Raw genomic sequence first — 20,800 nt, forward strand, 5'->3', positions numbered from 1 at the left:
GCCGCTCCATGCAACGACGGTTCTCGTTCATTCCGTGACATAACACTAATCCGGGGTGGCCTGTCCGCCACCCCGGTTTTTTTTATCATTCATGCCGCGCCACTCTTCACGCGACGGCATTTTCCGTTTCCAATAAAAAGCCGAGAAGCCCTTGGGCCGCGCCATTGTGATTAGGCGTGCCGGACGCGCCCGTCACACCAAGCGCGCGAAGATACCCGGAAAAACGCGCGGGCATGTCGCCCGCAAACCAGTTCGTCCACACCTCGCGAAGCGTCTCCTCGCGCGCGTGGTTTTGCGCGGCGAGAAGCGGCAGAAAACCGTCGCAAACAAGCGTGTCGAATCGCGAGCCCCCAAGCGCGTCGCCGCAGATTTCCATGCGGATGCGTTTGCGCAGCGAGGCGGCTTTGTTCACGCGTCGCCACTCCGCGACGCTGGCCGGCGGCGGTTCGTTTTTTTGAAATCCCGCGGCAAACGCTCGCAGCAATTGCGGCCACGCGGGGCGCGCTGATGCCCACAAGGCATACTGGCGCAGGCGGGTGCGCGGATGATTTGCCGGGCGGGATGAACGCGGCGCCCATGCGCGGTTGTCAGCCTGTTCGTCGAAAATGCGTTCCGCGAACGAAATGGCGTTTTGCGCGTTCACCGATTGCGGCCAGTTTTCCAGCGGATGCTCCCCGGCAATCGCAATCATCGCGGGGCGGTTGTTCCGGTATCCGAGGATTTCGAGCGCGGTGTGATGGCATGCGTCGTCCCAGCCGAGCCGTGTGACGCGCCTGTGCGCGAAATGAATTTTTTGATGCCAGCGCTTTTGGGCGTGATGAGCGATCGCGGAGGAAAGCTCGGAGAGCGTGAGCGAGGAAAGCTTTTTGCCGGCGTTCGAAAGCGGATGCGCGGCGAGACGCTCGACAGCATCGTCCGCCGCGTATTGCTCAAGGTCGTGGTGCAGGAGCGGGAGAAGCGCGAGGATCGGGATTTCGCGGCCGCCGGCCCCGCTGGTCGTGACGCATTGCGGGGGGAAAAGCACGACGTGCAAAACCACGTTTGCGTGGGCCGGGTCGTTCGCGTGCCGGTGCGCGTGCCAGTCGGCCTCGCGCAAATGCACCTCGACATCGCCGGTGATGATTGTGTTTCCGATCCGCAGGCGCGCGTTTTTAAAATCCGGTCCGCCACCGTGATTCCACTGGCCGGGATGCCCGATGCGCACGCGCTGTCCGCCGGCGGTTGCGGCGTGAAGCGTGTCGAAATCGCGCCGGTCCCAGATTTTCTGGAGCAATGTCTCGGGAAAAGTGAACGGGCCGTAGAGCCCTTGAATTTCTGCGACGGCGGGGGATTTCATGGGGCGTGGAGGTTTTGCGTGAGAGTGAAGCAGAACGCGGCCTGTTTGTTGATTCCAAAGTGCGCGAAATTTTCAGCGGCGGCGCATCGGCGCTTGCACACGGGGGAGTCTGTCCGCTTTTTATACGCATTATGCAACCCGCAAAAGTCATCGGCCCAATCGTTCTCATCCTTGTAATCATCGTCGCGGCGGCGCAGGCCACGTTTGTTGTCGAGCCCGGCTATCGCGGTGTGCTTGTGACGCTGGGAACCGTCAGCAAACAATTTGAGCCGGAGGGGTTCGGCGTGAAAAAACCCTTCATCTCGACGGTGATTCCCGTGCTGACCCGCCAGCAGACGCGCGAGCTGCCGTCGGAGTGCTACTCGTCGGATTTGCAGCAAGTGCAGATGAAGTTGCGCGTGCTTTACCGCATTCCCGAACAATCGGTCGTGAAGATTTACCAGGAATACGCGGGCGACCCGTTCACGAGCCTGATCGCGCCGCGCGTGCAGGAGGCGCTCAAGGAAGTGGCGGCGTTGCAAAGCGCCGAGCAAATCGTGCGCCAGCGCGAGCAGATTAAAAACCATGCGCTCGAAAACGCCCGCAGGAAAATCGGAGACATTCTCAACATCGTCGACCTCGTGATCGAGGACACCACGCTGTCGCGCGAACTGGAGGCGGCGATTGAATCCAAGATGGTCCAGGAGCAGGAGGCGGCCAAGGCGCGCTTCACACAACAAAAGACCGAGATCGAGGCGGCGACGGCGATCATCCGCGCAAAGGGCGAGGCCGAGGCGATCCGCATTCGCGGCGAGGCGCTGCGCGACAACCCGACCCTGATCGAATTGCAGATCGTCGAGAAGTGGGACGGCAAGAGCCCGCTCGTCATCGGCGGCGGAAGCCAGAGCGCCGCAAACATATTGCTGCCGATCAACGTCTCCGCGGGCAATCGCTCAAAGTAAACCGTCCGCGGCGCCGCGCAACAGCCTGCCGCCCGGTGCCGCGTGCTGTCAGAGACAGCAGTGCTTGTATTTTTTCCCGCTGCCGCAGGGGCAGGGATCGTTGCGCCCGACCTTGGGCGTTGCCGAAACCTTGGGCGCGGGACCGGTGCGGATCGGACGCGTGTAAATCCACTCGCCGCCGGTGCGCGTGAACGCGGATTTTTCCTGGAGCGGATGCTCGTTTTTATCCTCGTCGAGGAAGTAGGCGGTGAACTCGACCGTGGACGAGTCGGGATTGCCGTTGACGACGGGTTCGTGCGAGTGAATCACGAGGCGCGTCCATTCCAAGTCGTAGGTGTTTTCCTTTGCGCGGATTTCGTCGTAGGGTTTTTTCGCGGTGCCGGCGTAGGAGAGGTGCAGGTGCTTGTAGTCGCGGACGACGTGCGCGGTGAAGCGCGAGCGCATGAGCGCCTCGGCCGTGGCGGCAGGCCGTTTTCTCTGGAGCACGGGCTGGCAGCATGCGCCAAAAGTTTGCCCGCTGCCGCAAGGGCAGGGGGATTCGGAAGTGATGTCGGCGGGGAGCGCGGCGGGAGTTGTCATGATGAGAATTGGGCGAGGTGTTAAGCGGATCACCCGCGGCGTGCGAGCAAAGAAAATCAGCGTCGGGGGCGGCGCGCGTGTTTTGACCGCTTGCACTTGCGCGGCGGAGGCCTCAAAGTGACCGTTCTTTTTCAACCATGGTCAAAGGACAAAAAGTCGTCTGCATCAATGACACGTTCAACGATTTCATTCGTGCAATCTATCTGCAGCTTCCCGTAAAGGGGAAGACCTACACGATTCGCGAGGTGTTTCTCGGTCGCGAGAAAATCGTGAAGGGCGGCGAATCCGCGACCGTGGGCATCCTCCTTGAGGAGCTGGTAAATCCGCCCGATCCGTTTCACGCGGCCAAGCAGGAACTCGGTTTCACATCGGAACGCTTCGCGCCGCTTGAGGAGCTGCCGCCCGAGCAAGAGGAGGTCGGGGAGGCCGTCGGCGCGGGAGCGGGCGCCGGCTTTGGCTACAACTGACGGGCGGTTGCGCCTTGCATTTTTTGAATCCAAAAAATGCAATCCAAAATCCAAAATTTCCATCATGAGCACAACAAAACCCAAGAAAGTCGCAATCCTCACAGCGGGCGGTCTCGCCCCGTGCCTCAGCTCCGCCATCGGCGGCCTGATTGAGCGCTACACCGAGATTGCGCCCGACATCGAAATCATCGCCTACCGCGGCGGCTACAAGGGCCTGCTGCTCGGCGACAGTTACAAGATCGGCCCCGCCGAGCGCGCCCAGGCGCACGTGCTGCACCGCCACGGCGGCAGCCCGATCGGCAACAGCCGCGTCAAGCTCACCAACGTCAAGGACTGCGTGAAGCGCGGCCTCGTCAAGGAAGGCCAGGACCCGCAAAAAGTCGCCGCCGACCAGCTCATCAAGGACGGCGTTGACGTGCTCCACACCATCGGTGGCGACGACACCAACACCGCCGCCGCCGACCTCGCCGCGTTTCTTGCCAAGAACAATTACGGCCTGTCCGTCATCGGCCTGCCCAAGACAATCGACAACGACGTGTATCCCATCCGCCAGTCGCTCGGCGCGTGGACGGCCGCCGAGCAGGGCGCGCGCTATTTCCGCAACGTCGTCGCCGAGCACGGCGCGAACCCGCGCATGCTGATCGTGCACGAAGTCATGGGCCGCAACTGCGGCTGGCTGACCGCCGCCACCGCTCGCGATTATCGCAAGCTGCTCGACCGCGAGGAATTCGCGCCCGGCCTCGGCCTCACCCGTGCCAACCTCGAAGTCCACGGCGTTTACATTCCCGAAATGGCCGTCGATCTCAAGACCGAGGCCGCCCGCCTGAAGGCCCTCATGGACAAGCAGGACAACATCAACATCTTCATCTCCGAGGGCGCCGGCGTGGAGTCCATCGTTGCCGAAATGGAGTCCAAGGGACAGGAAGTGCCGCGCGATGCGTTCGGCCACGTGAAGCTCGACGCAGTGAACCCCGGCAAGTGGTTCGGCGAGCAATTCGCAAAAATGATCGGTGCCGAAAAAACGCTCGTGCAAAAGAGCGGTTATTTCGCCCGCGCCGCCGCCGCCAACGTGGACGACCTGCGCCTCATCAAGAGCTGCACCGACCTCGCCGTCGAGTGCGCGCTCCGTCGCGAGAGCGGCGTGATCGGCCACGACGAGGACCAGGGCGGCGTGCTCCGCGCAATCGAGTTCCCGCGCATCAAGGGCGGCAAACCCTTCAACATCGACACCCCGTGGTTCACTGAAACGCTCGCCGCCATCGCCCAGCCCAAGGGCGCGCGCGTGGACGTGAAACACTAAGACCCGGGTTTTGTTTTCATCGGCGGAGGCGTTCATTGCGCGCGCCTCCGCCGATTTTTTAAACTGAAACGCCGTTTGTGTTTTGCGGTGCGGGCTTGGCCGCCTTCCGTGGCGCGGCCCGGACGCAATGCCTTTGGCGCTTCCCCGTTTTGTTTTTCCGACATCATGCCGAATCCTCGTGAACTTCCGATTTATGAACTTGAGAGCGCCATTGTTGAAGCTGTGCGCGCGCAGGGGCGGTTGATTGTGCAGGCGCCGACGGGGTCGGGCAAATCGACGCAGATTCCGCAGATGCTGTTGCGTCACGGATTTCTCGACGGGGGCGAGGTTGTCGTTTTGCAACCGCGCCGGCTGGCGACTCGGATGCTGGCAAAGCGCGTGGCGGAGGAAATGGAAACGCCGCTGGGCGACATCGTCGGCTACCAAATCCGGCTGGAATCGCGGTTGAGCAAGCACACAAAAATCCGATTCGTGACCGAGGGGATTTTGCTGCGGCAGATGTCGTTCGACGCGACCTTGAGCGGCGTGAACGTGATCGTGTTTGACGAGTTTCACGAACGGCATCTCTACGGCGACATTTCGCTGGCGCGGGCGTTGCAAATCCAGCAGTCAACACGACCCGACTTGAAGATCATCGTGATGTCGGCGACGCTGGACGCGGGGGCGCTGAAAAATTACCTGTCGCCGTGCGAGGTGCTGGTTTCGCAGGGGCGGAGTTTTCCGGTGAAAATCGAGTATCTGCAAAAGACGGCGGATTTTGAGCGCGAGCCGGTCTGGGATGTGGCGGCGCGCGAATGCGCGCGCGTGGCGGCGCAGTCGGCGGGCGGCGATTTTCTGGTGTTCATGCCGGGCGCGTATGAGATTTCGCGCACGGTGCAGGCCTTGCAGGGCAGCCGCGAATTGCGCGATTTTGTGGTGTTTCCGCTGCATGGCGAGCTGCCGCCGGAGGCGCAGGATCGCGCGGTGGCGCGTTATGACGCGCGCAAGATTATTGTTTCAACAAACGTCGCGGAGACATCGCTGACAATTGACGGCGTGACGGTGGTGATTGATTGCGGGCTGGCGCGCGTGGCGCGGTTCGATCCGCATCGCGGGATCAACACGCTGCTGATCGAGAAGATTTCCGTGGCGAGCGCGGACCAGCGCGCGGGGCGCGCGGGGCGAACGGCCCCGGGTGTGTGCGTGCGGCTGTGGACGGAGCGCGAGCATGCGCAGCGTCCGGCGCAGGAATTGCCGGAGGTGAGGCGGCTCGACCTGGCGGAGGTGGTGCTGACGTTGAAGGCGAGCGGCATCGACGACGTGGCCGGGTTTCCGTGGCTGGAAAAACCCGACGCGAAAGGTTTGGAGCGCGCGGAAATGTTGCTTGAGGATTTGGGCGCGGTGGCGCGCCATGAGAAAGACGCGCATGCGACGATCACCGAAACCGGCCGCAGGATGCTGCGTTTCCCGGTGCATCCGCGTTACGCGCGCATGTTGCTGGAGGCGGATGCGCGCGGGTGCGTGAGGCCGGTCGCGATGATGGCGGCGCTTGTGCAGGGAAGGAATTTTCTTTTGCGGGGCGTGCCGCGCGCGGTGGAGGAAGCGCGCGAGGACTTGCTCGGCGAGGAAACGGAGTCGGATTTCTTTTTGCTCATGCGCGCGTGGCGGTTTGCCGACCAGAATCGCTACTCGATGGACGCGTGCCGGCGGCTGGGAATCCACTCGATGGGGGCGCGCCAGGTGGGGCCGCTGTTTGCGGAGTTTTTGCGGATCGCGGAGCGCGAGGGGCTCGACGCGGGCGAGAAACGCGTCGAGGGCGAGGCTGTGAGCAAGTGCGTGCTCGCGGGATTTTCCGGCCAGCTGGCGAAGCGCCTGGACGCGGGAACACTGCGTTGCGACCTGGTGCACAAGCGGCGCGGTGTGCTGGCGAGGGAGAGCGCGATGCAGCGCGCGCCGTTGTTTGTGGCCGCGGAGGTGAGCGAGGTCGAGGGGCGGGGCGGCGAGGTGAACGTGCTGCTGAGCATGGCGACGGCGGTGCGGGAGCCGTGGTTGAAGGAACTTTTCCCCGACGCTTATTTTGAGGCGACAAGCGTCGTCTATGACGAGTCGGCGAAGCGCGTGATTGCGAAACGCGAGCGCCGGTTTCGCGACTTGGTGCTCGAATCGAGGGCGAGCGCGGACGATGTGCCCTACGACGCGGCGGCGGCGTTGCTGACGCAGCAGGTGCTGGCGGGCAAAATCAAGCTGGAGCAGTGGGATGAAAACGTGGAGCAATGGATCGTGCGCGTGAACCGGCTCGCGGAATGGTTTCCGGAGCTGGAGGTCAACCCGATCACGGACGCGGACCGGGCCACGTTGATCGAGCAGATTTGTTACGGCGAACTCGGCGCGAAGGATGTGCGCGGCAAGCCGGTGATGCCGGTGCTGCGCGACTGGCTGACGGCGGAGCAACTGGCCGTGATTGACGACTACCTGCCGGAGCGCCTCGTGATGGGCAACGGACGCAGGTCGCGCGTGCGCTACGCGAAGGAGGGACCGCCTATATTGAGCGCGCGAATACAGGAGCTCTACGGAGTCGAGGGACGCTTCACGCTCGGACACGGTCGCGTGTCGGTGAAGATCGAGGTGCTCGCGCCGAACCAGCGGCCAATTCAGGTGACGGACGATTTGACGGCGTTCTGGCGCGACATGTATCCAAAGATAAAGGCGGAGCTGTCACGACGCTACCCGAGGCATGAGTGGCGTTAATGGGCGCGTTAAGGCCAATGATTGGCGGTAGGTTGTTCAAAAATTAATGGAACTTTTCCTGTAAAGCGGCCTTGCGCAGCGGGCGGTCGTGTATGCAATCAGTGTCCTCAAATCCATGTTGGTCCCGATTCTAGCTTCGATTGTGGCGGGGTATTTCCTGGGCGCGCTGCCGTTCGGGTATGTGGTTTCGCGCGCGAAAGGCGTTAACATTTTTGAGGAGGGGAGCAAGAATCCGGGCGCGACAAATGTGCTGCGCGTGCTGAGCCAGAAGTTTGGCGAACCGGGCAGGCGGCTTGGCATCATGGTCTTCGTGCTGGACGCGTTGAAGGGGGCCGTGGCGACGGGCTGGCCGTGGATCGCTTTCAAGATGGGCGTGTGGGACGCGGCTTACGAACATTGGGACGTGGTGTCGTTGATCGGCCTCGGGGCGGCGTTGCTGGGGCATTGTTTTTCATGTTTCACGCGATTCAAGGGCGGCAAGGGCGTGGCGACGGGCGCGGGCGGTTTCATGGTGCTGATGGCACCCTCGCTTTTGATCGCGCTGCTTGTGTGGTGGGTGGTTTTCCAGACGACGCGGTATGTGTCGCTGGCGTCGATTCTGGCGACGGCCTCGCTGCCGGTGTCGAGCTGCACCATGTGGTGCCTTTGGGGCTGGCCGCCTTTTTCGGTTGTGATCATCTCGGCGGGCGCGACCGTTTTTGTGGCGGTGCGGCACCGGGCGAACATCGGGCGGCTGATGCGCGGCACGGAAAACAAGTTCGTGAAAAAAACGCCGGAAGAAAAAATGTGAAGGCGCTCGGCGGGGTGCGATGCCGGGCCGGCATGGGGCATCGGACATTGCGCGGCGCAGGGGAGCCTCAAACACAAATCGCCCGGCGTTGTGCGCAGCCCATTTTTTGGCGAAAAAGCCGTTTGCGTATGCCGGTTTATTGTTACCTTGTCGTTTGAAAATTTTGAAAATGGACACAATGGCAAATGCTCCCGCGCGCGATCCCGCCCACGCAGACACATCGCGCAAACCTTCATGGCTCCGCGCCAAGCTGCCCTCGGGCTCGGGTTACAACGCGGTGCGCAAGCTGGTTGACGGGCATCATTTGCATTCCGTCTGCCAGAGCGCGCAATGCCCAAACCTCGGCGAGTGCTGGACGCGCGGCACCGCCACGGTGATGATCCTCGGAAACATTTGCACGCGCTCGTGCAACTTCTGCGCGATCGCCACGGGGCGGCCGACGGAGCTTGATCTTGGCGAGCCGGCGCGCGTGGCCGATGCCGTCGCGAAGATGGGGCTGCGGCATTGCGTGATCACATCGGTGGCGCGCGACGAGTTGCTCGACGGCGGGGCGTCGGTTTGGGCGGCGACAATTCGCGCGATTCGCCATGCGAATCCGAAAACCGCCATCGAGGTGCTCGTGCCGGACTTCAAGGGGAAGATGGAGCACGTTGACATCGTGCTCGAGGCAAGGCCGGACATCTTCAATCACAATCTCGAGACCGTCGAGCGCCTGCAAAAACCCGTGCGTGTGCAGGCGCGCTACGACCGCTCGCGCAGCGTGCTGCGCCATGCGAAAAGCCGCGGCCTCACGACCAAGACGGGCATCATGCTAGGCCTCGGCGAGGAGCCGGGGGAAATCGAGCAAACTTTGCGCGACATCGTCTCGGACGGCACGGACATCGTGACCATCGGGCAGTATTTGCAACCCACACCGCAGCACTGGCCCGTGAAGCGCTGGGTGCCGCCGGAGGAGTTTGCATATTGGAAAAAATTCGGCCTTTCAATCGGCCTTGGTGTTGTCGAGAGCGGTCCGTTGGTGCGTTCGAGTTATCACGCCGACGAACAATCCGAAAAATACACCGGCGCCGACCACCTGAACACCGAGAACAACCTGACCTCAGAAAAAACGCGCCCCGCATCTTGAGCGGAGCGGGCGGTTGTCTCCTCCAGCGACTCGGAACATTTCCGGCTCACCGGGACGGTTCGCCCTACCTGTTAAAACCAGACCAAACTCGTAAATGGTATCAGATCGTCACGCTTTCGCCGGGTTTGAGCGGATGCGCGAGGTGGCCGCGTTGTTTGGCGGCGGCGGCGAAGGCTGAGGCGTCCTGCGCGATCGGGGGCCAGGTGTTGTAGTGCATCGGAATCGCGGCTTTCGGTTTGAGCATGTCGAGCGCGTCAACCGCATCCTCGGGACCCATCGTGAAGTTGTCCCCGATCGGGAGCATGGCGAGATCAAGTCCGGCGCGGCCGATGAGCTGCATGTCGAGAAAGAGCGCGGTGTCGCCGGCGTGGTAGATTCGTTTGCCGTCGGCTTCGATGATGATTCCGCACGGACTGCCAAGATACGGGGGCAGGAGCGGGTCGGACGCGCTGCCGTCCTCACTCGACGAGTGGTGCGCGATGGTGAGCTTGACCCGTCCGAACGGAAACTTGAACGCGCCGCCGGGATTCATGTTGTGAACCTTCGCGCCTTGGGCGGCGAAAAAGTTGCAGATTTCGTGATTCGAAACGATGACCGCGTCGTTCGTTTTTGCGATGTCGAGCGCGTCGCCCGTGTGGTCGCAATGTCCGTGCGAAATCAACACATAGTCGCAACGAATGTCGTCGGCCTTTGCGGTTGCTGTCGGGTTGCCCGTGAGGAAAGGGTCAATGATGAGCTGGGTGGTGGAGGTTTCAACGAAGAAGCAGGAGTGGCCAAGATAAGTGATTTTCATGACACGCCCCTTTAACCATGAATCGCCCGAATTTTCACGGTCTAAATCGCCGGGGCGCGCGATTTGCGCGATATCCTGTTCCGGCCGGGGGATATGATAGCCGGGTGGCAACACTCGCGATTTCAAACAAACGTGTTGGCATAAACTGAAACGCTCCGGTAGCGTTTGTCTTCAACTCTTAAACGTCCTCCCCATTATGAATTGCATCAGTGAGCCCATCCTCGCAACCGTTTGGAACGGGAGCCGGCGCGAGAAACACGACCCGAAGGTTGTCGCGAATTCCCCCCGGTGCATCCATGGGACAATCACCGCGGTGTTGCGGACGCGATATTTCGCCCGCGAAATATTAAAAATTATAAAATAATAATTATGAGCAATATGTTTGAAAAAGGAAAAACACTGGAATTCGCGTCGCTTGCCGATTACTCCGAGGGCGGAATCGTCAGCAAGCAGGTTTTGAAAAACGAGGCGGGCAACATCACGCTCTTTGCCTTCGACAAGGGGCAGGGGTTGAGCGAGCACACCGCGCCGTTCGATGCCATGGTGCAAATCTTGGACGGGGAGGCCGAGATAAGAATCGGCGGCAATCCCTCCGTGCTCAGGAAGGGCGAGGCCGTTATCCTGCCCGCCAACATTCCTCACGCGCTGCACGCCACCGAAAAATTCAAAATGTTATTAACCATGATCAAGGGCTGATGGCCCGGGAAAACCATATTGGCGGCAACGCAAAAACCACCCTGGTGATTTTTGTATAATTACGGACAAGGTAATCTTTACGATAAAACATCAAAAACAAAAAACTCGCCAAATTACCCATGAAATCAGCGCGTCTCATTGCCCCATTGATTATTTTCCTCGGCATGCTCGCTGTATCATCCTGCGGTCATGCCACCGGCAAACCCGCGGCGCCCAATACACTCACAAAAAAGGAGCGGGCCGACGGCTGGCGTCTGCTTTTTGACGGCGCGAGCCTGAGTGGTTGGAGCAACTTCAAATCGGATACCATCCGCCCCGGCTGGCAGGTGCGCGACGGCGCGCTCGTCTGCGTCGATCCAAAAAACGCCAAGGACCTCGTCACCAAGGACGAGTTCGACTGGTTTGAGCTCCAGCTCGAATATAACATCACGCCCGCGGGCAACAGCGGCATCATGTATCACGTCACCAACGAAGGCCGCGCGGCGTGGGCCACCGGGCCCGAAATCCAGCTTGAGGACAACGTGCTCGCCAAGGACCGGCAACGCTGCGGCTGGCTCTACGGCCTCTACCAGCCGCCGATCGATCCGAAGACCGGCAAACCGCTTGACGCCACCAAGCCCGTCGGCGAGTGGAACCATGTGCGCGTCCTCATCACGCCGGAAAAATGCGTCCACGAAATCAACGGCGTGAAATATTTCGAATACGTGCTCGGCAGCGACGATTTTAACGAGCGCGTGGCAAAGTCGAAATTCTCAAAAATGCCGAACTTCGCAAAATCCAATCGCGGTTTCATCGCCCTTCAGGGCGACCATGGGCAAATCTCGTTTCGAAACATAAAAATCCGCCCCATCCCCGCGGCGAAGTGAACGGCAAAGCGTTTTCGCCGGGCGCGAGGCGGTGCGCAAAAGAAATCGGGGAGGTTTCTTTTGCGACGGTTCCGGCTAAACCGGCCTGTCCAAATTAGTTGTCACGCGTAGGCGATCGCCTCGCAGCCGGGCGCGGGGCGGACATGCTCAAAAAAATCCGACGCCTCCGAGGCGCTTGCATATTCCGGCGCGGATTCGGCCAGCAGCTTGCGCAGGCTTTCGCGCGCGCGCGCAATGCGGCTTTTCACCGTGCCCACGTTGATGCCCAGCGCGGAGGCGATTTCATCGTAGGGAAGGTTGAGCACGTTGCGCATTGTCAGGATTTCGCGGTGCCGCGTGTCCAGGCGCTCCATGCAATCGGCGATCAAATTGGTGAACTCCTGCGTCACGGCCTCCTGCACCGGCGTGTGCTCGGTGGCGGCAATCATGTCGCTGAACGCGCTGTCCGAATCATCGCCCAGCTGCATTTCGAGCGAAATGGAATCCTGCCGGCGTCGGCGGAAAAAATACCAGTAGCGATTGCGCGAAAGGTTCAACGCGATGCGATACAGCCATGTGGCCAGCGACGAGTCGCCGCGAAAATTTGCCAGCGCCCGGTGCGCGCGAATAAAAGTGTCCTGCGTGATCTCTTCCGCGTCGGCGGCATTGTGCAGAAGATTGTTCGCCAGTCCGAAGATGCGCGTGCGATAGCGTTCCATGATTTCCGTGAACGCGGACTCTTCGCCCGCCCGAAAACGGCTCACCAGCTTCCGGTCATGAGCCGCCTCGCGCGCGGTGATCTCGGATGGCGTCATCTCCGGCGTCGATGCGACGCTAAATGGGTTCGCTGATGCTGTTGTGTGATGGAGTGTGTTCATAAGTTATTCGAAAGACTTGCTGCGTGCGCACTGGGCAGCCAACGCGCGTGCTGCACCAACAGCTTTCATGCCATCCACATAAATGGCAACATAACGCGATGAATATTAGGGTATTAAAATATTTTTTTACATATCCACCTTTTTGGAGTTAGCGCAAAATGCACGAACACCAACACCTCCGGTATGCAAAATGCACGATAGCCGACAATTGCGTCACGCCGCAATGAATCAACGGCGCGCGGAAGCTTTTTTCGAATAACTGCCGCGACTGACCGCTTTTTTGCCGGTTGGTTTCACGGGTTTGCGAAAATTGCCGGATTTTAACGCCTCTATCTGGTCGCGCAAAACGGCTGCGCGCTCGAACTCCAGGCGTGCGGAGGCCTCGGACATTTCGTTTTCCAACTCCGCGATGACCGCCTGCACCTCGTCGGGGCTCGTCTCGGCCATGGCGAGCGCGACTTCGTCGTCGTGACCGTCGCCCGTGCCGCTGCCATCGTAGGTGTGCAGGCTCGTTTGCGCGGCGCGTTTCACGCTGCGCGGGGTGATGCCGTGCTCGCGGTTGTAGGCGATTTGTTTTTCGCGGCGGTAATTCGTTATCTCGATCGTGTTGCGGATCGAGTCGGTGATGTTGTCGGCGTAAAAAATGACGCGGCCTTTTTCGTGGCGCGCGGCGCGGCCCGCGGTTTGCACGAGCGAGGTCTGGCTGCGCAGAAAACCCTCCTTGTCGGCGTCGAGGATCGCGACAAGCGCGACCTCGGGCAGGTCGAGCCCTTCGCGCAGAAGGTTGATGCCCACAAGCACGTCGAAATTGCCGAGGCGCAGGTTGCGCAAAATCTCCACGCGCTCGATCGCGTCGATGTCGGAGTGCAGGTATTCGACGCGGATTTTCTGGTCGCGCAAATATCCGGTGAGGTCTTCCGAGAGGCGTTTTGTGAGCGTGGTGACGAGCACGCGCTCGCCCGCGGCGACGGCCTTTTTGATTTCGGCGATGAGATCCTCAACCTGTCCCTTGATCGGGCGCATCACGATCTCGGGATCGAGCAGGCCCGTCGGGCGGATGAGCTGCTCGGCGACCACGGCGGAGTGCTCCATCTCGAACTTCGCGGGCGTGGCGGAGACGTAAACGGTCTGGCCGGTGACGCGCTCGAATTCGTCGAACGCCTGCGGGCGGTTTTCGAGCGCCGAGGGCAGGCGGAAGCCGTGGTTGACGAGGTTTTGCTTGCGGGCGCGGTCGCCGTTGAACATGCCGCCGATTTGCGGGATGGTGGCGTGCGATTCGTCGATGAAGAACAGCGCGTCCTTCGGGAAAAAGTCGAGCAGGCAAAACGGCCGGTCGCCGGGTTTGCGCGCGGCCATGTGCATGGAGTAGTTTTCGATGCCGTTGCAGAATCCCATTTCCTGGAGCATTTCCAGGTCGTAGTTGGTTTTCATGCGGATGCGCTGGGCCTCGAGGAGCTTGCCCTGCGACTCGAACCAGGCGACGCGCTCGTCGAGCTCGATCTTGATGGCGTCGATCGCCTTTTCGAGTTTGTCGCGCGAGGTCACGTATTGGTTTGCCGGATACAAGTCGAACTGGTCGAGCTTGCGGAGCGTGTTGCCGGTGAGCGGTTCGAACTCGGTGAGCGCGTCCACGTCGTCGCCAAAAAACTCGACGCGCAGCCCGTGCTCCAGATACGCGGGCATGATGTCCACGACGTCGCCGCGCACGCGAAACGTGCCGCGCTTGAGCTCGTAGTCGTTGCGCTCGTAAAGATTTTCGACGAGGCGCTCAAGCAGGCGGTTTCGCCCGAGCGGGCGGTTGAGGCGAATCTGGATGCGTTGCTCGGCGAAGTCTTCCGGCGAGCCGAGACCGTAGATGCACGACACGCTGGCGACGACGATCACATCGCGGCGCGAGACGAGCGAGCTGGCGGCGGCGATGCGCAGGCGCTCGAGCTCGTCGTTGCGCGAGGAATCCTTTTCGATGTAGGTGTCGCTCGACGCGATGTAGGCCTCGGGCTGGTAATAGTCGTAGTAGGAGACGAAGTATTCGACGGCGTTTTCGGGGAAAAAATTCTTGAACTCGGAGTAGAGCTGCGCGGCGAGGGTTTTGTTGTGCGAGATGATGAGCGCGGGCCGGTCGAGGCGCGCGATGACGTTGGCCATCGTGAAAGTTTTGCCCGAGCCGGTGACGCCGAGAAGCGTCTGGTGCTTGTGGCCCGCGCGGATGGAATCGACGAGCGTGTCAATCGCCTGCGGCTGGTCGCCCGTGGGCTTGTATTCGGCGCTGAGTTTGAAAAGGGACATCGTTTGAAAACTTTCAAATCATAAAGTCCCAGATTCCAAAAAAATCTCAAATCCCGAAATTTAAAAAAATGGTTCCCGCGCCAGACGCCAGGCGGCTACTGTTGCTTTTCTCCCGTTATTTTCCCCTCGCCCCGCGTTCATCGTTTTATCCCAATTCACCAACCTCATGCTTCCGCAGAAAATCCTCGTCGCCCCCGATAAGTTCAAGGGCACCCTCACCGCAACCCAGGCCGCGCGCGCAATCGAACGCGGACTGCGAGCCCGTGTGCCGGGGGGCGGCGCGCTTGCCGTCCGACTGCTTCCGATTGCCGACGGCGGCGAGGGCACGACCGATGCGATTTGCGCCGCGCTTCCCGGCGCGCGCCTTGTGGCGGTTCCGTCAGCCGGCCCGTTTGGCGAGCCGCGCGAGGGCGAGGCCGCCGTCTCGGGCAGCGATGCGTTTTTTGAAATGGCCTGCGTCTCCGGCCTCAAGCTCGTGACGTCGCAATCGCGCGATCCTTGGCGCGCCACAACGCGCGGTGTCGGCGAAATGCTGCGCGCGCTTGCTGTGGGTGGCGCGAAAAAAATCCATGTCGGCCTCGGCGGGAGCGCCACCAACGACGCGGGGCTTGGCGTCGGCGCGGCGCTCGATTATCGCTTTCTCGACGCGCGGGGAAACGAGGTCGTTCCGCTTCCCGAAAACTATGAGCGCATCACCGGCATCGTTGCGCCCGCGAAAAATCCGCTCGAAGGCGTGGAGGTGACCGGTTTGTGCGATGTCACCAATCCGCTGCTTGGTTCCGACGGCGCATCGCATGTTTACGGTCCGCAAAAAGGCCTGCGCGATCCCGCGCGCCTCGACGCCGTGCTGGCGCGCATTGCCGGGCTGGTCGCGCGCGACATGGGCGTCGATTACCGTGACACGCCGGGTGCGGGGGCGGCGGGCGGGCTTGGTTACGGCTTGATGACTTTTGCCGGCGCAAAATTGAAACCCGGTTTTGAAACAATTGCAGCGCTCGCCGGAATTGAGGCGGCGGTGCGCGAATGCGATTTGGTCATCACTGGCGAAGGCAGGCTCGACAACCAGACACTTTTTGGAAAAGGCCCCGCCGAACTTGCGCGCCTCGCCCGCCGCGAAGGGAAGCCCGTGGTCGCCTTTGGCGGGTGCGTTGAAGCCGGCGCGGAAAAAGGCCTGCGCGAGGTTTTTGCCGATATTTACACGCTTACCGGCGCCGACTCCGCGGGCGCGGGAGCTGGCGCCGCGCTTGAGGCCGCCGCCAGTCGTTTCGCCGCGGAAAGAATGCAATCCTGAGCGCGCGTAATCACGCCGGGGCAAAAATCACCACACGAGCAACCCGCTTGCGAAGGTCAGGCCGGCGCCGACGCTGCAGAAAATAATTTTGTCACCCGGGACAAAAATCTCCTCTTCCGCGGCCCAGCCGAGCGCCATCGAAATGCTCGCCGCCGAGGTGTTGCCGTATTTGCCGATCGTCACGACAAATTTTTCGTAGGGAATGCCGACGCGTTTGCTCACGGCGCGCAGGATGCGCTCGTTGGCTTGGTGCGGCACGATCCATGCGATGTCCTCGGCTTTCAGGTTGTGGCGCTTGAGCGTCGATTCGATCTGGTCGGCAAACGCGATTACGGCGTGCTTGAACACAACGCCGCCGTTCATCTGGAGATAAAAATCGTGATGATCCTCGCCGCTCTTGTGCGGGAAGGGGCGGCGCGCGCCGCCGCCGGGGCGCTGGATCGCCTCGAATTGGTTGGCGTCGCCGGCGAGCGCCATGGGGGCGAGGCGGTGTCCGCCGGCCGCGTTGGTGAGGATTGCCGCGCCCGCGCCGTCGCCGAAGAGAAACGCCGTGGCGTGATCCTTCGGGTTGGTGATGCGAGAGAGGAGCTCGGCGGTGACAACGATCAGTTTTTTTGCGGTGCCGGCGCGGATGAATGCGCGTCCGACTTCGAGCGCGTAGAGCCAGCCGGCGCAGGCGGCGTTGAGGTCGAACGCGAGCGCGTGCGGAATGCCGAGCTGCCTGGCCAGCGCGCTGGCCATTGAGGGCACGGGCTGGTCGGGGATGAGTGTCGCCATGATCACGCCGTCGATTTGTGACACGTCCATTTTTGCCTGCGCGAGCGCGTGGAGCACGGCGGTGGCGGCGAGGCTTGTGGCCGATTCGCCCTCGCCGGCGTAGCGGCGTTCGCGTATGCCGGTGAGCTTGAGGACCGCCTCCTCGGTCATGTCGGGAAATTCTTTCAAGATGTCCGTGTTTGTGCGCACGACCTTCGGGAAGGCGTAGCCGACTCCCGCGATGCACACGGTTTCGTCGGCGGGTTTGGCCGCGGCGGGGATTGTGCGCTTGGCAAGCCACGCGGTGACATCGTCGCCCGATACGCGTCCGCCGGGGCCGGTGGGCGTGATGTCGGTGATCGCCGTGTGGTTGAGGCCGGCTTCCTGGACGAGCTTGATTGCGCGCGGAGTCCATTGCACTGCGGTTGCTGCCGGGGCGGACTTGACCGGGGCGGGCGGTGGCGGCGTTGCGGGTTTGGCGGGGGCCGGGGTTGTTTTTGGTGCCGGTGCCGGCACGGCGGGATTTCCAGTTGCCTGCAGATGCTTCAAAGTCTCGTCGCTCGTTTCCATGCGCAGGAATGGCGCGCCCGAGGGCATGATGTCGCCCGCGCGCCCGAATATTTCGCGCACGACGCCGGCGCATGGCGACTCGAATTCAAAAACAGATTTATCGCTTTCGAGCTCGGCGAGCTTTTGGCCCTTGGAAACTTGCGCGCCGGGTTGCACGATGATGTCGATCACCGTCAACTCGCTAACCGTCGCGCCCATTGAAGGCATGGGAATGTCGATAAGAAAGGTATCCATTTTGTGAAGGGTGGCGTTAAATAGTGCGAAGCCTCGAATCGCAAGCACGCCTTCGCAAATTGAAAATTTATCAAAACGTTTTGAACGCGCGCGATTTTCTGCAATTTTCAACGGCAGGTAACAATTAAAAGGACACAACCCATGCGCGACATTCCCTTTGGCAAGACCATCAAAATCCATCCGCTCGCCTGGCTCTGGGAGCCGCTTGAGGGCGACCCGAGTTTCATGCTCCGTTCCATGTTTGGCGGCAAGGCAGCGTATCTCGACGGCAAGCTGATGCTGTTTTTCTTCAAGGGTGAGGAGTCCGAGTGGCGCGGCATGTGCGTGTGCACGGGGCACGAGCACCATGAGTCACTCATTGCGGATTTCCCCGCGCTGGCCCCGCACCCGGTTTTGCCGAAGTGGTTGTATTTGCAAGAGGAGCACGAGCGCTTCGAGTCGGTTGCCGAAAAAATCGTCGCACTCGCCAGGAGGCGAGACCCGCGTCTCGGCGTGATCGGCAAGCCCAGGCGCAAAAGAGGAAAGGGAAAGCGCACGGCGGAGCGGAGCGCCCCGGGACGCCGGACGCGACGAGGTCGCGACCTTTGAGTTTTTCAAACACTCGTTTTGCCGGGCGCGTTGCGCCTCGTCCGGTGACTCGGAGTCGTGGCTGAGCCTCTTCGCGATATTACTGGTTATCACTCATCCGCGACGGATTTTGCCGCGGGTTTGCCGCCCGATTGATGCGTAAGCGTTTCGACGAATTTTTTCATCGCGGGCGTGAGCACGCGGCCTTTGCGGTGGAGGATTGCCAGCGGGCGTGTGAATTCTTTTCCGGCGAACTGCACGACGGCGAGCGTGCCCTGTTTGGCCTCCTGCTGCACGGTGGCTTGCGGCACGATGGACACGCCGTGGTCGATTTCGACTGCGCGCTTCACCGTCTCGATATTGTCGAATTCCATGACGGGTTCGATTTCCATTTTGCCATCGCGGAAAATCTGGTCGACCGCCTTGCGCGTCGGGATGTCGGGATCAAAACCGATGAACTTTTGCCCGACCAGATCGTCGAGCGTGATCGAGGAGCGCTTGGCGAGCGGATGCGCCGGGTGCGTGATGAGCACGAGCCGGTCGTTGCGGAACGGCAGCATCTCGACCTGGCGCGTTTTTACCGGAAACGCGACGAGTCCGAAATCGACCGAGTTGTGCAGGATGTCCTCATACACGAGGTTTGAGCGGCGGTATTCGATGCGCACGTTGACCGACGGGTAGTCGTGCAGGAAGCGCTTGATGAACGGCGGCAGCTCGTGCAGGCCGATCGAATAAATCGTCGAAATGCGAATGGTGCCGCTGATCACTTTTTTCATCTCCTGCAACTCGCTCAGCAACTTGTCGTATTGGTGCAGGATTTCCTTGGATGTCTCGTAAATGCGCATGCCCTCGCGCGTGAGTTGAAACTGCTTCTGGCTGCGGTCGATGAGCAGCGTCTTGAAGTTGCGCTCCATCGCGCGCGCCTGCTGGCTCACCGCCGACTGTGTAATGTGGTTGATCTTGGCCGCCTTTGAGAAACTTTTTGTCTCAACAAGGTCGGCGAATACTTTGAAATTTTCCAGTTGCATGTTTCCCTAATAAGAATGCTTCACTATAAATCGCGCTAATCGATGCGCAACCTATTAAAATTTTTTTCAACCATGATCACTTTTGAGCAGTATAAGATGCGCGCTGATGAGTTGCGGGAGCAAATGGCCGCGGCCTGTCGCGACGCCGGGCGCGATCCGTCTGAGGTGCGATTGCTGGCGGTCACCAAGACGCACGATGCCTGGGCGGTGGATTACGCGGCGCGCCACGGACTTGCCCTCGTCGGCGAAAACCGCGTGCAGGAAGCCGCCTCCAAAAAACCGCTCGTCTCGCCCGAAACCGCCGCCGCGATGAGCGCGGGCAAACTGAAATGGGAGCTGATCGGCCACCTGCAAAGCAACAAGGCGCGCCTCGCCGCCGAGCTCTTCGACCGCGTGCAAAGCGTGGACGGCGAAAAACTCCTCCGCCATCTTGACCGCGCTGCCGGCGAGCTTGGCAAAACGCTTCCGATCCTTTTGCAAATCAACGCCGGCAACGACCCCGCGAAATTCGGCGCCGAACCCGCGGACGCCCCGCGCCTGCTTGACACCGCGCTCGCGCTTCCGCACCTGCGCGTGGACGGCCTCATGACAATCGCGCCGCTTTCCGAAAATCCCGGCGAAATGCGCCAGATGGCCGTGCGCACCTTTGCGAACTTGCGCGCCATCCGCGACGATCTCGCCGAGACGCGCGGCACCGCGCTTCGCGAACTCTCGATGGGCATGACGGGCGATTACAAGGAGGCGATAGCCGCGGGCAGCACGATCATCCGGGTCGGCACGGCGTTGTATGGCGCGCGGGAGTGACGGCGTGCGGACTCTCCGCTTGCCCGCAAGAGCCGGATGATATTATTTTCATAATCAACACATCCCAATTCCATGAAAACTATCCCTCTTGCTTTTATCCTCGCCTGCCTTCTTGCAATCACCGCCAATGCCGCCGATCGCTCCATCACCACCATTGGAAATGTTCGTATCGAGATACCCGCCGACAAAGTCAAAGTCCGAGTTTCCATCCAGGCTGTCGATCCGACGCTTGATGGCAGCAACGCCAAGCTCGACGCGCTGGTGGACGAGTTTTTTAAAAAAGCCAAGTCACTCGGTATTCGTAAGAATGAGATTGTCCTGAACAGCCGCATGGCTGAAAAAGAATGGGTGCGTGATGGGCGTCGGCGCATCGACAATGGTTTCAGCTCAGCTATTTCCCTAACGCTTACGCTGAATGATGTGTCCAAATTTCCCGAACTGGCGACTTACGCAGGTCTTCGCGAAGAACTCTCATTGTGGGGAACAAAGTATACATCGTCAAAAGAGGGCGAGGCGCGCAAAAAAGCCATCACTGGCGCGCTCAAGGCGGCGCGAGACAAGGCTGAACTCCTCGCCAAAGCGGGCAACGCTACACTCGGGCAATTGATATCTGCCGAGGAAATGGATGTGGAACCGAAAAGCAGATATGGTTCTATTAGTTCGAATAACTTCACGCAGATGGAGATTTCCGAAGGCGTCCAGTCGGTTGAGTTTTCTGTGCGAGTGACCGCGACCTTTGAATTGAAATAAGGCGTATCGCTTGCCGAAAATCCGCACTGTAAAACA

At 60.8% G+C, this 20,800-nt stretch carries 19 protein-coding genes; 12 read left to right on the plus strand and 7 right to left on the minus strand.

Translation table 11 applies throughout. The features are described from left to right. Positions 1-106 precede the first annotated feature (106 nt). Positions 107-1,336: a DUF2851 family protein gene (locus tag CKA38_RS06940; protein WP_108824828.1), complete on the minus strand. Its 1,230-nt coding sequence runs from the start codon at positions 1,334-1,336 to the stop codon at positions 107-109. Positions 1,337-1,467: 131 nt separating this feature from the next. On the opposite strand from CKA38_RS06940, the gene CKA38_RS06945 reads away from it, so the two are divergent. Further along, complete coding sequence (locus CKA38_RS06945) at positions 1,468-2,277, plus strand: prohibitin family protein (RefSeq protein ID WP_152032715.1); 810 nt, start codon at positions 1,468-1,470, stop codon at positions 2,275-2,277. A gap of 48 nt (positions 2,278-2,325) precedes the next feature. Here CKA38_RS06945 and CKA38_RS06950 read toward each other — a convergent pair whose 3' ends face one another. After that, positions 2,326-2,856 (minus strand): YchJ family protein, encoded by a 531-nt coding sequence (locus CKA38_RS06950; RefSeq protein WP_108826468.1) that lies wholly within the window; start codon positions 2,854-2,856, stop codon positions 2,326-2,328. Positions 2,857-2,993: 137 nt separating this feature from the next. Between CKA38_RS06950 and CKA38_RS06955 the strand changes: the two genes are divergently transcribed. The 5 genes from CKA38_RS06955 (at position 2,994) to lipA (ending at position 9,266) form a co-directional block, all read left to right on the plus strand. Next, a complete protein-coding gene (locus CKA38_RS06955) occupies positions 2,994-3,323 on the plus strand; it encodes a hypothetical protein (protein WP_108824830.1) in 330 nt (109 codons plus the stop codon). A gap of 64 nt (positions 3,324-3,387) precedes the next feature. Then, positions 3,388-4,623, plus strand: coding sequence for a pyrophosphate--fructose-6-phosphate 1-phosphotransferase (locus tag CKA38_RS06960; protein ID WP_108826469.1), 1,236 nt, complete (start codon positions 3,388-3,390; stop codon positions 4,621-4,623). A gap of 165 nt (positions 4,624-4,788) precedes the next feature. Next, the gene (gene hrpB / locus CKA38_RS06965) at positions 4,789-7,350 is read left to right on the plus strand and encodes an ATP-dependent helicase HrpB (RefSeq protein ID WP_108824831.1); all 2,562 of its coding nucleotides are present in this window, start codon (positions 4,789-4,791) and stop codon (positions 7,348-7,350) included. 115 nt (positions 7,351-7,465) lie between these two features. Further along, complete coding sequence (gene plsY, locus CKA38_RS06970; protein WP_108826470.1) at positions 7,466-8,140, plus strand: glycerol-3-phosphate 1-O-acyltransferase PlsY; 675 nt, start codon at positions 7,466-7,468, stop codon at positions 8,138-8,140. Positions 8,141-8,318: 178 nt separating this feature from the next. After that, complete coding sequence (gene lipA / locus CKA38_RS06975; protein WP_108826471.1) at positions 8,319-9,266, plus strand: lipoyl synthase; 948 nt, start codon at positions 8,319-8,321, stop codon at positions 9,264-9,266. A gap of 100 nt (positions 9,267-9,366) precedes the next feature. On the opposite strand, the gene CKA38_RS06980 is transcribed toward lipA, so the two are convergent. After that, complete coding sequence (locus tag CKA38_RS06980) at positions 9,367-10,059, minus strand: metal-dependent hydrolase (protein ID WP_108826472.1); 693 nt, start codon at positions 10,057-10,059, stop codon at positions 9,367-9,369. A 369-nt stretch (positions 10,060-10,428) separates the two neighbouring features. Here CKA38_RS06980 and CKA38_RS06985 point away from each other — a divergent pair, with 369 nt between their 5' ends. Both CKA38_RS06985 and CKA38_RS06990 read left to right on the plus strand, forming a co-directional pair. Further along, a complete protein-coding gene (locus CKA38_RS06985) occupies positions 10,429-10,755 on the plus strand; it encodes a cupin domain-containing protein (RefSeq protein ID WP_108826473.1) in 327 nt (108 codons plus the stop codon). A gap of 119 nt (positions 10,756-10,874) precedes the next feature. Next, positions 10,875-11,621, plus strand: coding sequence for a 3-keto-disaccharide hydrolase (locus tag CKA38_RS06990; RefSeq protein WP_108824832.1), 747 nt, complete (start codon positions 10,875-10,877; stop codon positions 11,619-11,621). A gap of 101 nt (positions 11,622-11,722) precedes the next feature. Here CKA38_RS06990 and CKA38_RS06995 read toward each other — a convergent pair whose 3' ends face one another. Both CKA38_RS06995 and uvrB read right to left on the minus strand, forming a co-directional pair. After that, complete coding sequence (locus CKA38_RS06995) at positions 11,723-12,478, minus strand: RNA polymerase sigma factor (protein WP_236919212.1); 756 nt, start codon at positions 12,476-12,478, stop codon at positions 11,723-11,725. A 228-nt stretch (positions 12,479-12,706) separates the two neighbouring features. Next, the gene (uvrB, locus tag CKA38_RS07000; RefSeq protein ID WP_108824834.1) at positions 12,707-14,764 is read right to left on the minus strand and encodes an excinuclease ABC subunit UvrB; all 2,058 of its coding nucleotides are present in this window, start codon (positions 14,762-14,764) and stop codon (positions 12,707-12,709) included. A gap of 166 nt (positions 14,765-14,930) precedes the next feature. On the opposite strand from uvrB, the gene CKA38_RS07005 reads away from it, so the two are divergent. After that, positions 14,931-16,055 (plus strand): glycerate kinase, encoded by a 1,125-nt coding sequence (locus tag CKA38_RS07005; RefSeq protein WP_108824835.1) that lies wholly within the window; start codon positions 14,931-14,933, stop codon positions 16,053-16,055. Between the two features lie 27 nt (positions 16,056-16,082). On the opposite strand, the gene CKA38_RS07010 is transcribed toward CKA38_RS07005, so the two are convergent. Further along, positions 16,083-17,615 (minus strand): beta-ketoacyl-ACP synthase 3, encoded by a 1,533-nt coding sequence (locus CKA38_RS07010; protein ID WP_108826474.1) that lies wholly within the window; start codon positions 17,613-17,615, stop codon positions 16,083-16,085. A gap of 141 nt (positions 17,616-17,756) precedes the next feature. Between CKA38_RS07010 and CKA38_RS07015 the strand changes: the two genes are divergently transcribed. Further along, a complete protein-coding gene (locus CKA38_RS07015; RefSeq protein WP_108824836.1) occupies positions 17,757-18,203 on the plus strand; it encodes a hypothetical protein in 447 nt (148 codons plus the stop codon). Positions 18,204-18,292: 89 nt separating this feature from the next. On the opposite strand, the gene CKA38_RS07020 is transcribed toward CKA38_RS07015, so the two are convergent. Next, positions 18,293-19,210 carry a LysR family transcriptional regulator gene (locus CKA38_RS07020; RefSeq protein WP_108824837.1) on the minus strand — a complete coding sequence of 306 codons (918 nt, stop codon included), beginning with the start codon at positions 19,208-19,210 and terminating at the stop codon, positions 18,293-18,295. Positions 19,211-19,282: 72 nt separating this feature from the next. On the opposite strand from CKA38_RS07020, the gene CKA38_RS07025 reads away from it, so the two are divergent. After that, entirely contained in the window at positions 19,283-20,014 is a 732-nt protein-coding gene (locus tag CKA38_RS07025) for a YggS family pyridoxal phosphate-dependent enzyme (protein WP_108824838.1), read from the plus strand. A gap of 72 nt (positions 20,015-20,086) precedes the next feature. Further along, positions 20,087-20,764 carry an SIMPL domain-containing protein gene (locus CKA38_RS07030; RefSeq protein WP_108824839.1) on the plus strand — a complete coding sequence of 226 codons (678 nt, stop codon included), beginning with the start codon at positions 20,087-20,089 and terminating at the stop codon, positions 20,762-20,764. The last annotated feature ends 36 nt before the right edge of the window (positions 20,765-20,800 follow it).

It is taken from the genome of Ereboglobus luteus, assembly GCF_003096195.1.
GTDB classification, from domain to species: domain Bacteria; phylum Verrucomicrobiota; class Verrucomicrobiia; order Opitutales; family Opitutaceae; genus Ereboglobus; species Ereboglobus luteus.

Excerpts from the sequence above, each read along its gene's own strand:
- CKA38_RS06940 (WP_108824828.1), bottom strand. The coding sequence starts at position 1,336 with ATGAAATCCCCCGCCGTCGCAGAAATTCAAGGGCTCTACGGCCCGTTC.
- CKA38_RS06945 (WP_152032715.1), top strand. The coding sequence starts at position 1,468 with ATGCAACCCGCAAAAGTCATCGGCCCAATCGTTCTCATCCTTGTAATC.
- CKA38_RS06950 (WP_108826468.1), bottom strand. The coding sequence starts at position 2,856 with ATGACAACTCCCGCCGCGCTCCCCGCCGACATCACTTCCGAATCCCCC.
- CKA38_RS06955 (WP_108824830.1), top strand. The coding sequence starts at position 2,994 with ATGGTCAAAGGACAAAAAGTCGTCTGCATCAATGACACGTTCAACGAT.
- CKA38_RS06960 (WP_108826469.1), top strand. The coding sequence starts at position 3,388 with ATGAGCACAACAAAACCCAAGAAAGTCGCAATCCTCACAGCGGGCGGT.
- hrpB (WP_108824831.1), top strand. The coding sequence starts at position 4,789 with ATGCCGAATCCTCGTGAACTTCCGATTTATGAACTTGAGAGCGCCATT.
- plsY (WP_108826470.1), top strand. The coding sequence starts at position 7,466 with ATGTTGGTCCCGATTCTAGCTTCGATTGTGGCGGGGTATTTCCTGGGC.
- lipA (WP_108826471.1), top strand. The coding sequence starts at position 8,319 with ATGGCAAATGCTCCCGCGCGCGATCCCGCCCACGCAGACACATCGCGC.
- CKA38_RS06980 (WP_108826472.1), bottom strand. The coding sequence starts at position 10,059 with ATGAAAATCACTTATCTTGGCCACTCCTGCTTCTTCGTTGAAACCTCC.
- CKA38_RS06985 (WP_108826473.1), top strand. The coding sequence starts at position 10,429 with ATGAGCAATATGTTTGAAAAAGGAAAAACACTGGAATTCGCGTCGCTT.
- CKA38_RS06990 (WP_108824832.1), top strand. The coding sequence starts at position 10,875 with ATGAAATCAGCGCGTCTCATTGCCCCATTGATTATTTTCCTCGGCATG.
- CKA38_RS06995 (WP_236919212.1), bottom strand. The coding sequence starts at position 12,478 with ATGAACACACTCCATCACACAACAGCATCAGCGAACCCATTTAGCGTC.
- uvrB (WP_108824834.1), bottom strand. The coding sequence starts at position 14,764 with ATGTCCCTTTTCAAACTCAGCGCCGAATACAAGCCCACGGGCGACCAG.
- CKA38_RS07005 (WP_108824835.1), top strand. The coding sequence starts at position 14,931 with ATGCTTCCGCAGAAAATCCTCGTCGCCCCCGATAAGTTCAAGGGCACC.
- CKA38_RS07010 (WP_108826474.1), bottom strand. The coding sequence starts at position 17,615 with ATGGATACCTTTCTTATCGACATTCCCATGCCTTCAATGGGCGCGACG.
- CKA38_RS07015 (WP_108824836.1), top strand. The coding sequence starts at position 17,757 with ATGCGCGACATTCCCTTTGGCAAGACCATCAAAATCCATCCGCTCGCC.
- CKA38_RS07020 (WP_108824837.1), bottom strand. The coding sequence starts at position 19,210 with ATGCAACTGGAAAATTTCAAAGTATTCGCCGACCTTGTTGAGACAAAA.
- CKA38_RS07025 (WP_108824838.1), top strand. The coding sequence starts at position 19,283 with ATGATCACTTTTGAGCAGTATAAGATGCGCGCTGATGAGTTGCGGGAG.
- CKA38_RS07030 (WP_108824839.1), top strand. The coding sequence starts at position 20,087 with ATGAAAACTATCCCTCTTGCTTTTATCCTCGCCTGCCTTCTTGCAATC.